This is a genomic window from uncultured Thalassospira sp., assembly GCF_963976115.1.
GTDB lineage: Bacteria > Pseudomonadota > Alphaproteobacteria > Rhodospirillales > Thalassospiraceae > Thalassospira.
In genome coordinates this window covers 29592-43775 of the sequence record NZ_CAXBJJ010000024.1, presented here as the reverse complement: position 1 = coordinate 43775, position 14184 = coordinate 29592, and the positions used below count along the sequence as shown (strand labels likewise).

Genomic DNA, 14184 nt, shown 5'->3' with positions numbered 1-14184 from the left:
CCGTCACCTGTTCCTTGCACCAACACACAGCAACCAAAACACAATGCTGTCGGGTTACCCGTTTCGGACAAGTGACCTTGTCATAACGGCACGCAATTTTGCCGGACGCAGCGGTTTGTTCAGTATGGCAAAAGATTGCGCCTCAACCAGCGCTGCCGTTTCCGGGCTTCGATCGGCCGTAATCACAACACCAGGCACCATAAGCCCGTTTTGATCGCGCAGGCGGCACAACACATCCAGCCCGGTTTCACCGGCACTTAAATGATAATCGGCCAGGATAACATCGGGCACAAAGGGTGTTGTCGTGCCATCAACCGGATTTAACAGGGCTTCGGCGGCGTCACCGGAACGTGCCGTTGCCACCACACAATCCCAGTTCACCAGCATTGCTCGCATGCCATCGAGGATATCGGGTTCGTTATCGATACATAACACCCGCAGCCCGCCCAACTCGCCCGCAAGGCGGCGCTGCGGGCGCGGCACCTGGGTTTCGGGTGCCGCGATGCCCAAGGGCACATCCACCGAAAATACGGTGCCATGGCCAGGGCGCGACCGCACCGAAATGGGATGATCAAGCTTGCGGCCCAGCCTGTCAACAATGGCAAGGCCCAGCCCCAACCCCTTCACATCGGTGTTTTCCGGGCTATCGAGGCGGTGAAATTCGCGAAAGATGATTTTCAATTTATCCATCGGTATGCCCGGCCCGCTGTCCCAGACCTCGATCCGCAAGACATCGCCGCGCAACCGACAGCCAACAACAGTACCGCCCTTACGGGTATAGCGCAGCGCATTAGAGATAAAATTTTGCAAAATACGGCGCAACAAACGACTATCGCTACGCACCCAGATATCACGCGGCAACACTGAAAACCGCAACCCGGCCTGTTGCGCAATCGGGGTAAATTCCGTTTTAAGAATATTCAGAATTTTAGAAATCGGGAAATCCTGCAAACTGGGCTGCATCGCCCCGGCATCAAGTTTGCAAATGTCGAGAAGCTCGTTAAGCAGTTCTTCAACACCCTTAAGCGACAAATCAACCTTGCCGACCAGATCGGCGGCATCATCGGGCAAAATGCGCCCGCCAAGGGCCACGGTAAACAGGCGGGCCGCGTTTAAAGGTTGCAACAAATCGTGGCTGGCAGCGGCAAAAAATCGGGTTTTGGTGTCGTTGGCGGTTTCGGCCTGTTCCTTGGCAACTGAAAGCTCGCTATTAAGGTTTTCAAGCGCGCGGGTGCGGTCCACGACCCGTTCTTCCAGGCTTTCATTGGCTTCTTTCAGGGCCTGTTCGGCCAGCCTGCGTTCGGTAATATCGTGATAAATGCAAAAATAGCCCAGCACTTCGCCGGTTTCGTCAAAATGCGGAATATATGTGCCTTCGGCAAAGCGTTCTTCGGTGAAACCCTCCATGGGGGGGAAATCAATTTCAAAACTTTGCCGATACCCTTTTAAAACTTCGGCAATCATCGGCGCCAAACGGTGATAGCGTTTTTCACCCACGGCCTCGGCCACACTGATGCCATGGGCAGCAGCCCGGCGCAGGCCAAACATGCGTTCATAGGGACGATTGGTGAAACGTAAACGCTGGTTTTTATCGGCATATGCGATCATGACCGGAATATTATCGGTATAAATGCGAATGTTACGTTCGCTTTCGCGCAGGGCATCCTCTGTCCGCACACGGGCGGTAATATCGGCAATGGTGGCAACAAAGCCGCCATCGGGCATCGGATTGGTGCGAATTTCAAGGACCATGCCGTCATTACGTTTGCGTTCATAGGTATCTGGCAGGCGGCGCATTTGCGGGGCCGAATTACGACCCAGCAAAATATCAAGATCCACACCGCGCGGGCCGGTATGACGGCAGGTTTCCACCAGGTGCGATAATGGCATTGTCACCTGAATATCGGCCGGGGCAATGCCCAGAAGGTCGATAAAACGATGGTTCCATGTTGCCAAACGCAAATCACGGTCAAACACCCCCACCCCTTGCGAGATATTTTCCAGCGTATTAAGCAACAAATCGCGGTTAAACTTGATCGCCTCGGAGGCTTCGTCGAGCAATTCCATCGCGTCGCGCCGCGACACGGCTTTATCGGGCAGCAGCAACGCCATCACAACCCGCGACGATGCCGCACCAACAGCCCCGCTCAACAAATGTTCAGTAAAATTAGCCGCATCAATATCGGCCAGATCATCGTGCCCGACATCGCCATTGCGCTGGGCAAGATAGGTGTAAAAAGCCCGCTCGGCCCATTGTGCGCCCAAAAATCGCGCTGCCAGCCCTTCAAGATCACCAATCGTAACCCGGCCCGGCCAAATATCGTTGCGCGTTTGCGCCGGGTTCCGCCCAACATCGACAAACAACTGGGCTTGTCGGCGCTGGGTCACCCCCTGAATACCGGTGGCAGATCCTAAAAAAAGCAAAATGATATTGGTACCAAGGCTCCAGATCACCCCATGTGTCAACGGGTCAAGCTGCAACCCGAACAAGGCCTGTGGTTTTAAAAACGACAGGCCCAACGGACCATGAAGCAGGATTGGCTCGGGCAAAAAACCACTTTGCACAAAGGACGGCAGCAGCAGCGTATAGCACCATAAGGCAAACCCGCCAATTAACCCCCAGCGGACCCCGGTGCGGTTAACCCGTTTCACATACAAGGCAGCCAGCAAAGCCGGGGCAAATTGGGCAACCGCAGCAAAGGACAACATGCCAATATCGGCCAGCGCATATTTTTCGCTTAGAAACCGGTAAAAACCATAGGCCAGAAACATCAGCACCAAAACCGCCATCCGGCGAATTTTCAGCACAAGCTGACTAACATCACCTGTCGCCTTGTCGCGCAAGTGCGGCAAACGCAACAAAACCGGCATAACCAGATCATTGCAAACCATGGTGGAAACAGCCACGCACGACACAATCACCATGCCGGTACTGGCCGAAAGCCCGCCAACAAAAGCCATCAACGCCAAACCGTTTTGCCCCCCCAACAATGGCAAGGTCAAAACGAAGGTATCGGGGTTTACCGCCGATTGTCCGTCAAACAGCAACAGGCCCGCAACGGCAATGGGCACCACAAACAGATTGATCGCCACCAGATATGCCGGAAACAGCCAGCGCGCTGTCTTTAAATTGCGGCTATCGTCATTTTCGACAAAGGTGACGTGAAACTGGCGTGGCAGGCAAATAATGGCAAACATGCCGATCAGCGAACCGACAAAGAAATGCGGCGCAAGCCAGCTTTGCGGTTCGAACAGGGCGGTAATATCGGCCCGGCGGGTGGCTTGACGGGCCAAATCGCCAATACCGTCAAACAGGCCAAAGACCACAAACATCCCAACCGCCAGCAAGGCCAGCAATTTAACCATGCTTTCAAAGGCGATGGCCAGAATAAGGCCATCGTGATGTTCGGATGTATGAATATAGCGCACGCCAAACAGCACCCCGAAAACCGCCATCAGGATGGTGACGTAAAACGCGGTGTCCTTGGTGAAATTGGTCGCACTGTGGCGCACCACATTCTCGCCCAGCGGGCCGATCAGCACATCAAACGATGTTGAAACCGCCTTTAACTGCAAGGCGATATAGGCCAAAATTCCCACCATCGCGATGACAGCCACAAGGGCGGCCAGGCTTTGGCTTTTGCCATAGCGCGAGCCTAGAAAGTCGGCAATTGAGGTGATGTTTTGCGCCCGGCACACCGTGGCAATTTTCACCATCACCCGATAGCCCGCCAGCATCATGATCACCGGGCCGATATAGATGGGCAAAAAGGCAAAGCCATGCAGCGCAGCCGTGCCGACCGAGCCGAAAAACGTCCAGCTGGTGCAATAGACCGCCATCGACAGCGCATAGATAACCGGCTTAACCCGTGAGGATCGCCAGAATTTTGCGTAACGATCCCCATAATGGGCAATGGCAAACAACATGCCGATATAGGCCATTGCGACAATAAAAATCAAACCACCCTGAAGCATATTGCCGCACAATCCCTTTTCATCACCTGACGGGCAGGTGTCGCATATATTTCCCAATTTGGACTATACCACGCCAGCATCATCGACTAAAACGACGCACACAGCCCTTACGACCAATTATTAAGCATCAGGTGATCATGTCGTCCCAATATGCCTTTTTTGCCGGAATTTTACGGTTTGTTGCCCAAAAAACCGCAACCGATGATGCCGAGATTCAGGTGATGATGGGGCATTTGGCGGGCATTGCCGATGCGGTTGAAAAAACCGGAAAATTCATGGTGTTGCGCGGAAATTGCGAAAGTGCGGCGCGCGGATTTGCCGGGGTCGCCAAATTTTTGCAAGAACGCATCCTGCCCGAAGCCCTGGCCGATGGCAACACGGGCGCGGTTGAGCAACTGAAATGGTCGATTGAAACGTCGCTTGCCCTTGCGGGCGAACTGGTCAAACGCATTGCCGTTGCCGATTACGAAGGCCAGACATCTTTTGTGTTTGATCTGCCACGCCCCCCTGGGGCACACAAGCATCACTAAACTTCCCGGCACAGCATTTTGATCTCTTATCAATGCGGTCGCTCATAAAACAAGGGCGACCATTACAAGCCGCCCTTGAATAATTACGCCTGAGGAAACGAAAAATCAGCTTTCCCAAACTTTGTCGCGCTGCAACAGGCAGGTAGCTTCAAATTCCTTGCCATAGGGGGCGGCAATTTTGGTGAAGTCCATATAGGAATCGTAAACGCGCTGGTTAAATTCGCTTTTACCAGCAATTTCCTTCACCGCATCCATTGCTTCCTTGGCCAGCGCCTTGATCACTTCATCCGGGAAATGGCGGATCTCGATATTCTTTTTCAGAACCGCCTGATAGGACGTGATGTTGTGATAGGTGAAATCAGCAAGGGTTTGCTCGGCATTGGCCTGTGCGGCAACGCGGACAATTTCCTGCAAGTCTTCTGGCAAGGAATTGAACTTGTCCTTGTTAATAAAGACTTCCATGCCAGTGCCCGGTTCGGCAAAGGCCGGTGTATAATAATATTTTGCAACCTGGGTCAGACCAAAGGCATAGTCATTCCACGGGCCAACCCATTCGGCAGCATCAATGGCACCACTTTGCAAGGCAGGCAGAATCTCGGCTGCCGGAAGCATGGTCACAATGGCACCAAGGCGGCGCATGGCTTCGCCACCAATACCGGCATAACGCATTTTAACACCCTTGATATCGTCAATGGTGTTGATTTCCTTGTTGAACCAGCCGCCTGCCTGAAGGCCGGTATTCCCTGCCAGGAACGGAACAACGTTAAACTGTGAATAAAGTTCTTCCCACAGTTCCTGACCACCGCCAAAGCGCAACCAACCCGAAAGTTCCCAGCCCATCAGGCCAAAGGGAATGGTCGAAAAGAAGTTAACGGCATCGTCCTTGCCGGCCCAGTAATACGGGGTGCCATGCGCCATTTCGGCCACACCCTGTTCAACAGCATCCATGCATTCAAATGCCGGTACCAGTTCGCCCGGGCCATACACCTTGATGCTTAAACGGCCGCCAGACATTTTCGTTACGCGTTCGGCAAATTTTTCGCCATTGGCACCCAGCCCCGGCGACCCTTTCGGCCACGGCATAACCATACGCCAGCTAAATGTCTCATCGGCCTTGGCGATCGCAGGCGCGGCCATGCCGCCAGCAACTGCGCTTGCCGCAAGGCCGGCACCTTTTAGAAAATTACGACGTTTCATGAAGAACTCCACAAGTCTTATTTGATAATTTTTTGCGTAAAAACGACAGATTGATGCCATTAAATACGTTGCAGAAGGGCAGAGTCTTTGGTTTTACCAATGGCAACAATGCGTGTTTCCGGGATGCTGATATGCAATTAACGCATACCACCTATGTGCTGCACCGCAGCATCCTCTTAAAGAGGCCGACTTGCCGTTACGGCTTGTGCTCATTGCCAAAAATGGCCCCCCGCCAGACGTCTGACGGTCTTCGCAACTGCGACCAAATTAAAACCGGCAAAAACCGCCCTGCCCGATGGCAAAGCGGTTTTCGTCAAGCCCATATCAGCCCCGCAACATGCTGCGCATCCGAAAATCAGAAACCCCAAACCTTTGCACGTTGCATCAGGCCTGTTGCCTCGAATTCCTTGCCATAGCGGGCCGATTTCCTGACCATATCCATGTAGGAATCGTGGATTTTCTTGTTGATCTCGCTTTGATTGCCAATTTCCTCGACAGCGGCCTTGCTGGCCTCGGCCAACGCCATGATCACATCATCGGGGAACTGGCGCACTTCAACGCCCTTGTCGATCAGTGGCTGATACGACTGGATATTATTAAAGGTGAAGTCCGCCAGCGTATTTTCGGAAATTGCCTGGGCTGCATAGCGGATAATAGCTTGCAAATCAGGTGCCAGACTGTCGAACTTTTCTTTCGACACAAAAATCTCAAGGCCCGGTCCAGGTTCATGAAAAGCCGGAACATAGTAATATTTAGCAACCTGATACAAACCAAATGCCAGGTCATTCCATGGGCCAACCCATTCGGCGGCATCAATGGCCCCGCTTTGCATTGCCGGTAAAATTTCGCCCGGCGGCAACATTGTAATATTGGCACCAATCTGGCGCATGGCTTCGCCGCCCAACCCGGCATAGCGCATTTTGACACCTTTGATGTCATCAACCGAATTGATTTCCTTGTTGAACCAGCCACCAGCCTGCATACCGGAATTACCGGCATAAAACGGCACAACACCAAAGTCGGTATAAACCTGTTCCCACAATTGCTGACCACCGCCAAAACGCAACCATGCCGACAATTCCCAGGCCGTTAGGCCAAAGGGAATGGTGGTGAAAAAATTCAGAACCGGGTTTTTGCCCTGCCAGTAATACGGGGTGCCATGGGCCATTTCGACCACACCCTGCTCTACCGCATCCATACATTCAAACGGCGGAACAAGTTCACCCGCGCCGTAGACCGTGATCGACAAGCGGTCGTTGCTCATTTCTTTAACAATGGCGGCAAATTGTTCGGCATTGGTGCCAAGGCCTGGTGTGCCTTTGGGCCACGGCATCACCATGCGCCATTTCAGTTTTTCCTGCGCAGATGCAATCGCAGGTGCCGCGACCGTTGCAGCCAATGCACCCGCGCCAAGACTGGCACCTTTTAAAAACTGGCGACGTTTCATCCTGATTTCCCCTAACCTGTTCTTATTTTAGCGGTTTATTACAAAATTTTGCCTTCGAAGGGGGGATTTTCGCGAATTTTGCGGACAATTGCCACTATTTTTCCAACCGGCATATGAACCTTATTTTTTGAGCTTAAGGCCCATGGTAAAACCAGCGCGATTACCCCAAAAAAAAATCTCGACCTGACCAAAAGTCAGCACAAGAAAGGTTAAGATCAATATCTGAAAGTATATGACGTATCGACTTTAAGTTGATTTTCCAGAACAAATGCCCTAATAATATAAATTAGTCAGCTTTAATAATATCATACAGCATATTTTTTAGTCAATTTATTCTAAGATGGGGTCTTGTATTGGAGCTAACAGGGGCAAAAGCGGGCAGAATCTTGGCATCTCCCCCTTTCGCATTGCGTCAACATCAAGAAAAAACCGCCAAAAAAACGGGGCCACTACTAAAGTATAGTTATATTCTTGCGCATCAAATCCAACCTCATACTTTATGAGTATAACCGTCGGCGCGACAGTCGACATTTTTTAAGCTGCGATACAACGGGGTAACGGATGTCTGCAGAACTGGACCGGCGTCTTGCCTTTGTCGATTTGAATGAAACCAGGCGCAGCCATCTGCGTGAAATATGGCCAGTAATCGATAAAAATCTGCCAACCATGCTGGATTCTTTTTACAAAAAAATAATGGCGCGCCCTGACCTGGCAGCGATTATTGGCAATACCAGCCGTGTAGAAGGATTGAAACGGGCACAAAGCAATCATTGGAAAACGCTGTTTAACGGTCATTTTGACGATCATTATTTCGAAGAAGTCCGCCGGATCGGCCTGGCACACGAAAGAATCGGGTTAACACCAGAAGCTTATGTTTCTGGCTACAACTTCATTCTCGGCCTTATCATATCATTGCTGCATCAAACGTTTCGCAAACGCCGTGATGTCGGTGACCTGATCGCAGCCGCCTCGACAGCCGTGATCATTGATATGGAAATGGCAATTACAATTTATTACGAAGAAACGCAGAATACCTATAAACGCCGTCTGGCCGACATGTCGGACGACTTTCAGACAACCGTTTCAAAAGTGGTCAACGCCGTTGCCAGCAGCGCGGGCGACATGTCCAATGCGGCCGAAGCACTGGTCGACAGCGTTCAGCAAACCCGGAACCAAACCAACGATGCCCGCGGTGCCGCCGAAATCTCGGCTGACAATGCCGCGACCGTAGCCGGTGCCGCAGAGGAACTCGAAGGGTCCATCCGCGAGATTTCAAGCCAGGTCAATCGGGCATCAACAATTTCGCAAGAAGTTGAAGGCGCTGTGAAATCCACGTCCGATACCATTGGCATTCTCAATGTCACAGCACAGGAAATTGGCACAGTTGTTGACCTGATTGACAAAATTGCCAGCCAGACCAATCTTTTGGCCCTGAATGCCACGATCGAGGCTGCACGCGCCGGTGATGCTGGCAAAGGCTTTGCCGTGGTAGCCAGCGAGGTGAAAAACCTTGCCAATCAAACAGCCAAGGCAACCGGCGATATTACGGCGCAAATTAATGCCGTGCAGGAAACCACTCACCGGGCGGTTGATGCAATCAAGGGTGTGACCAGCCAAATCAGCGCTATCGTTGAATCGGTAACCGCAATTTCCGCCGCAGTTGAACAACAAGCCTCGGCGACCGGCGAAATCAGCCTTAACATTAATGCCGTTTCCAATGCCAATAGCAACGTCAATAACAGCCTGGAACATGTCGGAGCCACCGCAGATCATACCGGATCGGTCGCTGATGAAGTCCTGTCGGCATCCCAGGCACTGCGCAACCATGCCGAAACATTGCGCCGGGATGTTGAAAGCTTCCTTAAACGGCTTTCGGCCGGGTAGATTTCTATCAGGACCAACCTGACGGACCGGACACATCAAAACAGGGCCTTTTGCTGGAAAACCGGCAAAAGGCCCTTGGTTTTTCCGGCCCTGCCGCATAAACAAACCCTGTTTCTGTCCCGGTTATCATTCGCGGGCTTCAGAGAGGACATGCCAAACACCCGCTTGAACGCGGTCGAAAAATTGGCGGGCGATGAATATCCCGCCAAATAAGCGGCCTGCCCAATCGTCAAACCATCCTTGTCCATGGCGTCACGCGCCATTTGCAAGCGGGTTTCGCACATAAAATCCATCACGGTTGTGCCATAGGCCGTTGAAATATACTTTAGCGTAAATCGTAAATCAGGGGTACGCGCAAGGTCATGCGTTCCAGATCCAGATCATCGGGGAACGGCGGAAATCGTTTGACCCGTTCGATCATTTTTTCCGTCGCCCGATCCAGCAAGCGGTTCCCGCTTTCCTGCACCATTTTAATCAGCGAAACTGTGCCATCACGTTCAATCACCAGCAGCACCATATTGCGCCCTTCGATACCACGCCGACGCGCAGCAGACGGATATTCGCGATACCGCATCAGGGTTTGCACAACAGAAGACTGGTAATCGACAAACTTTGCCTTGCTTAACGCAGCCCCCCCGCCACTGCCCGACGCCGAACTGGCCGCCTGACTTCGGGTTTTTGTGCCAGTTGTTCCATCTGATTTTTGCGAATTGAACTGCCCGCCCTGTGTCGGTCGGTTTTGTGTTACCGGGCGAGGTGCCGCATTCTCGGGTGCAGGTTCCGGCTGAGGCTGGACAACAGGCTCCGGCTTTGGTTTTGGCTTGGGGTCTGGTTTTGGTTTCGGTTTTGCGGGTGGCTTTGGCTTTACCTTCGGCGGTGTAATCGCAACCAGTTCGGGTTTTGGTTCCGGTTTTACGTCCGGTTCCTTTACTGGCTCGGGCACTGGTTCTGGTTCAACAACCGGTTCGGGTTCTGGCACAGGCTCGGGGGTCACTTCCGGATCGGGTTCGGGTACCACATCTGGTTCCGGGGCAGGCTCCTGCACCGGTTCTGTTTCAGTTTCAGGTTCAGGTTCCGGCTCGCTGACGTCGGGTGCCGGTTCGGCGTCTTCTACACCTTTGCGGTTATCAACATCGGCACTGGCACTTTCTTCAGGTTCGCTGTCTTCCCCGCTGGTAGCTTGGCCACTTCCCAGCGAAATGCTAACACTTTGCACAGCACCAGCCCCGCCCCAACCCGAAGGTTCGGGTGCCGGGGTCGCCAATACAACACCCCCAGCCAACACCATACCGGTGAGCGCGGTAGCAATTAAAAAGTCACTTCGCTTGGACATCGAACTTCCGTTAATCCTGCGCTTCTACGGCTGTCATCAATTGAACCTTATCGACACCCAGTTCCTGTAGGCGCTTTAGCAATGCGACGACCATCTGTCCGTCGGTTTCACGATCAGCCCGAATTTCAATCGGATGATCCTGAAAATTGGCAGGCAGCAAACTGGTAATGTCGGCAAGCGTCCCGCTTCTGTCATCCACACCAAGCGCACCGGCTTTATCGACCCACAAAACAACCGTTTCGTCGTCTTTTTCGGTGGCATCAACACTGGAGGGCGGATTAACATCAAACGGCCCCAGTTTTTGCAGGCTGCCGGCAATCATGAAAAAGATCAGCAACAAAAACACAATGTTGATCAACGGCAACATCGGTTCCTGGCCCATAGTGTCATCGGTTATCTGAATGCGCCGTTTCATTGCTCGATCAAATCCACATTATGAATACCGCCCCGCCCCAGCACATCCATCACATGTACAAGAAGCTGCAATTTGGCACCATTCACCGGCTGCAAATGCACCTGGGCACCGGCATATTGGTTCTGCAAACGTCCAGCCAGGGTATCAAGCGGCACGGCATCACCATTCAGGGTAATCGCACCAGAGCCATCAATACGCACCAGTGCCGGTGGATTATCCACCGGGCTGCTTGCCGATTTATCCTGCACCGAGACCGACATTTCATATCCGCGCCAGTCAAGAAAACTCGACGCCAGCATGAAAAACACCAGCAGGATAAACACAACATCAATCAACGGCGTCAGACCAATGACCGGCGACGGACTGCGATAACGTGACCGAAACTGCATCCGCTTTATTCCGCAGCCTGACGCAAACGCGTAATATTGGCTGCTTCTCGGGCATCACGCCCCCTAAGTTCGCCACGATTGACAATCAGGGTGCAGACCTCTTCGGTGATGGCGGCCGCACGGCTGATAATGCCCTGCATCCACATATGAATGGCCGTTGCCGGAATCGCCACAACCAGGCCAATCGCCGTTGTCAGCAATGCCAGCCAAATCCCGCCGGACAGAACAGACGGATCAATCCGGCTGCCAGCCCCTTCCATTTGCTGGAACGCATTGATCATGCCCATCACGGTACCCAAAAGCCCCAAAAGCGGGCTTAACACCGCAATCGCCGCCATCAGGCGCAAACCGCCATTAAGACCATCAATTTCCTTATGCGCGCGCGATGCAATCAAATCGGAGGCCGATTCACGGCTGTCGCCATCGCCCACCGGCAAGGACATGCCAAAACGACCAATTTCAGCCGCCGGATGACGGCGACGGGCCAACAAGGCTGCGGCCTTTTGGTCCTCGCCTGCCACCAGGTGGCGCTCAAGCTCGCCAACAAAACCATCGGCAAACAGCCCCCGGCGAATAAAACCAACCATTTTATAGAAAAACATCATCAGCCCAACCAGGGCCATTGCCGCCAGTATCCAGCCGACAATGCCCGCCCGGTCCACCAGGTCAAATACCGGCAAAGTCGCAATCGCATCGGGCACCCAGCCTGAATGGGCAACGGTTTCTCCGCTCTGCAATGCAGCATCCGCCATCTGCCCTGCCCCCACAGCCCCGTCAACAGCCCCTTGCGCCAACGCGCCGGGGTCTGCACCAACGGCACCGGTAGCCGCTTGTGCCGCAGTGTCAGCGGCTTGGGCAACACCTGTCGCAGTGGCTTGCACACTATCGGTTACGGCGGGGACAATATTGTCTGGCATGGGACTTCCGATCCTGATCACATGGCGCAACGCAGGCGTTGCATATTCGCTATTGAAAATGATTTGCATTCATTACTGCAAATGACTCTGCGATGCAATCTTAACTGTTCTCAAAATATAACAAATCAGCCATGTTCGTTGCAACGCATGGTCACAGGATTTACCCACACGCCCCGAACCATGCGCCAATGCTATTTACATGCCCCTGACCATTCCTTTGGCAATACACCGCACACAGCGTATGCAAAGACAGCATGCTGCCCTGCCCCGACCAAGCCAACAGGCAGCCCCCGCCCATATTTGGCGGCCCGCCACAAGACCCATACACAAGCCCCGGCAATTACGAATTTTATCCCGGCAGGGCGCACCGTCACAGATTGCTGATACGACGTGCAAACTCGGTTATCTGCGCATAGCGCTTTGCATCCAGACACCTGAAAAAATAAACCCCCGAAACCAAAAGGTTTCAGGGGTTTATTGGTGAGCCCGACAGGATTCGAACCTGTGGCCAATTGATTAAAAGTCAATTGCTCTACCAACTGAGCTACGGGCCCACAGCGTGGGTGAGCGGCGTTTTAAAGCGGGATCACCGATGGGTCAAGCCCTGATTTTGATAAAATTTCAATTTGGCGGAATATCGTTTTTCGGGACCATCATCGGCGACAAAAACCAGGCAGGATTCTGGAAAAAATAAACCCCCGAAACCGGAAGGTTTCAGGGGTTTATTGGTGAGCCCGACAGGATTCGAACCTGTGGCCAATTGATTAAAAGTCAATTGCTCTACCAACTGAGCTACGGGCCCACAACGTTGTTGAACGGCGTTTTAAAGGGATGCCCCCACCCGGTCAACCTTTCATTTGCGGTTTTCTGACAGTTTTTTCACAATAGCTGGAATTTAAGACCAAAAAGCAGAAAACCGCCCCAAAAGAGGCGGTTTCCGATTGAATTTGACCAAACAAATTCGCGTTTATTGTGCGTCAGCCGCAACTTGCATTTTAATAATCTTGTCGGGGTCCGCCACACGGCCATTGGCCCAGGATGCGCCCTTTTTGATGTTATCGACATATTCCATGCCTGAAACCACCTGGCCCCAGATGGTATATTGACCGTCAAGGTGCGGGGCATCGGCAAAGCAGATGAAAAATTGCGAATCTGCACTGTTCGGGTCCGCCGCGCGCGCCATCGAAACAGTTCCGCGCGCGTGATGCCCGCTCGAAAATTCTGCAGGCAGTTTTTGCCCTGATCCACCGGTACCATCGCCTTTGGGATCGCCGGTCTGAGCCATGAAACCCTCGATCACGCGATGAAAAACCAGCCCGTCATAAAACCCGCTACGCACCAGTTCTTTAATGCGGGCAACGGTTTTCGGTGCCAGGTCAGGGCGCATTTGAATAACGACGCGACCATCCTTAAGGTCAAGATACAGGGTATTTTCAGGGTCAAGTGCAGTCGCATCTGTCGTCTGTGCGTGTGCTGCGCCGATTCCACCGTTCGACATGGTAAAGATTCCCAAAGAAAGAATAACAAGAGAAAGAAAACGAAGCAGACGCATGATTTTATGCAACCTATTCCTTTTCTTGCGCCAGCTTTGTTTGCAACGCTTGCAAAACATTGGCTGGCACAAATTCGGTTACGGAACCACCCAACCGGGCGATTTCCTTGACAAAACGCGACGACACAAACTGTTGTTTGTCCGACGCCATAAGAAACACGGTTTCAATATCCGGTGCCAGGCGCGCATTCATGCCTGCCATCTGGAATTCATATTCAAAATCCGAAACAGCACGCAACCCGCGCACGATAACCGAAGACTGATTTTCCTGGGCGAAATGCATCAAAAGCGACCCAAAGGGCTTTACCTCGGTTCGGGCAGCAACTTCGCCGCCTGCCGCCTTCAAGGATTCGCGCACCAACTCGCAGCGTTCTTCGACCGAAAACATCGGCCCTTTGCCCGGATTGATAGCAACGCCCACGATCAGGCGGTCCACAATGCGGGTGGCTCGACGTATAATATCCATGTGGCCCTGGGTAACAGGGTCGAACGTGCCGGGATAAATCCCGACACGATTAGGATCGATTGTCGTATGTGCCATCGGT

Annotated in this window: 12 protein-coding genes and 2 tRNA genes; 2 read left to right on the top strand and 12 right to left on the bottom strand. The window is 52.7% G+C overall.

Annotated features, from left to right (window positions below; genetic code table 11):
* Window positions 1–54 precede the first annotated feature (54 nt).
* Complete coding sequence (locus AAC086_RS21875) at window positions 55–3975, bottom strand: NahK/ErcS family hybrid sensor histidine kinase/response regulator (protein WP_339782003.1); 3921 nt, start codon at window positions 3973–3975, stop codon at window positions 55–57.
* Window positions 3976–4112: 137 nt separating this feature from the next.
* Here AAC086_RS21875 and AAC086_RS21870 point away from each other — a divergent pair, with 137 nt between their 5' ends.
* A complete protein-coding gene (locus tag AAC086_RS21870; protein WP_339782001.1) occupies window positions 4113–4505 on the top strand; it encodes a hypothetical protein in 393 nt (130 codons plus the stop codon).
* 105 nt (window positions 4506–4610) lie between these two features.
* Here AAC086_RS21870 and dctP read toward each other — a convergent pair whose 3' ends face one another.
* Both dctP and AAC086_RS21860 read right to left on the bottom strand, forming a co-directional pair.
* Window positions 4611–5702, bottom strand: coding sequence for a TRAP transporter substrate-binding protein DctP (dctP, locus tag AAC086_RS21865; protein WP_339781999.1), 1092 nt, complete (start codon window positions 5700–5702; stop codon window positions 4611–4613).
* Between the two features lie 355 nt (window positions 5703–6057).
* A complete protein-coding gene (locus AAC086_RS21860; RefSeq protein ID WP_339781997.1) occupies window positions 6058–7149 on the bottom strand; it encodes a TRAP transporter substrate-binding protein in 1092 nt (363 codons plus the stop codon).
* 561 nt (window positions 7150–7710) lie between these two features.
* On the opposite strand from AAC086_RS21860, the gene AAC086_RS21855 reads away from it, so the two are divergent.
* Window positions 7711–9033 (top strand): globin-coupled sensor protein, encoded by a 1323-nt coding sequence (locus AAC086_RS21855; RefSeq protein WP_339781996.1) that lies wholly within the window; start codon window positions 7711–7713, stop codon window positions 9031–9033.
* Window positions 9034–9068: 35 nt separating this feature from the next.
* On the opposite strand, the gene AAC086_RS21850 is transcribed toward AAC086_RS21855, so the two are convergent.
* The 9 genes from AAC086_RS21850 to coaD all read right to left on the bottom strand — a co-directional run bounded on the left by AAC086_RS21850 (window position 9069) and on the right by coaD (window position 14180).
* Entirely contained in the window at window positions 9069–9353 is a 285-nt protein-coding gene (locus tag AAC086_RS21850) for a helix-turn-helix domain-containing protein (RefSeq protein WP_339782023.1), read from the bottom strand.
* A gap of 5 nt (window positions 9354–9358) precedes the next feature.
* Window positions 9359–10366: a TonB family protein gene (locus AAC086_RS21845; protein WP_339781994.1), complete on the bottom strand. Its 1008-nt coding sequence runs from the start codon at window positions 10364–10366 to the stop codon at window positions 9359–9361.
* 10 nt (window positions 10367–10376) lie between these two features.
* Window positions 10377–10781, bottom strand: coding sequence for a biopolymer transporter ExbD (locus tag AAC086_RS21840; RefSeq protein ID WP_339781992.1), 405 nt, complete (start codon window positions 10779–10781; stop codon window positions 10377–10379).
* Window positions 10778–11170: a biopolymer transporter ExbD gene (locus AAC086_RS21835; protein WP_339781990.1), complete on the bottom strand. Its 393-nt coding sequence runs from the start codon at window positions 11168–11170 to the stop codon at window positions 10778–10780. Before AAC086_RS21835 ends, AAC086_RS21840 begins: the two co-directional genes overlap by 4 nt.
* Window positions 11171–11175: 5 nt before the next feature.
* Complete coding sequence (locus tag AAC086_RS21830; RefSeq protein ID WP_339781988.1) at window positions 11176–12087, bottom strand: MotA/TolQ/ExbB proton channel family protein; 912 nt, start codon at window positions 12085–12087, stop codon at window positions 11176–11178.
* 478 nt (window positions 12088–12565) lie between these two features.
* A tRNA-Lys gene (locus AAC086_RS21825) sits at window positions 12566–12641 on the bottom strand.
* Window positions 12642–12813: 172 nt separating this feature from the next.
* A tRNA-Lys gene (locus AAC086_RS21820) sits at window positions 12814–12889 on the bottom strand.
* A gap of 165 nt (window positions 12890–13054) precedes the next feature.
* Window positions 13055–13585, bottom strand: coding sequence for a peptidylprolyl isomerase (locus AAC086_RS21815; protein WP_339781987.1), 531 nt, complete (start codon window positions 13583–13585; stop codon window positions 13055–13057).
* Window positions 13586–13652: 67 nt separating this feature from the next.
* Window positions 13653–14180 carry a pantetheine-phosphate adenylyltransferase gene (gene coaD / locus AAC086_RS21810; RefSeq protein ID WP_339781985.1) on the bottom strand — a complete coding sequence of 176 codons (528 nt, stop codon included), beginning with the start codon at window positions 14178–14180 and terminating at the stop codon, window positions 13653–13655.
* Window positions 14181–14184: the final 4 nt, after the last annotated feature.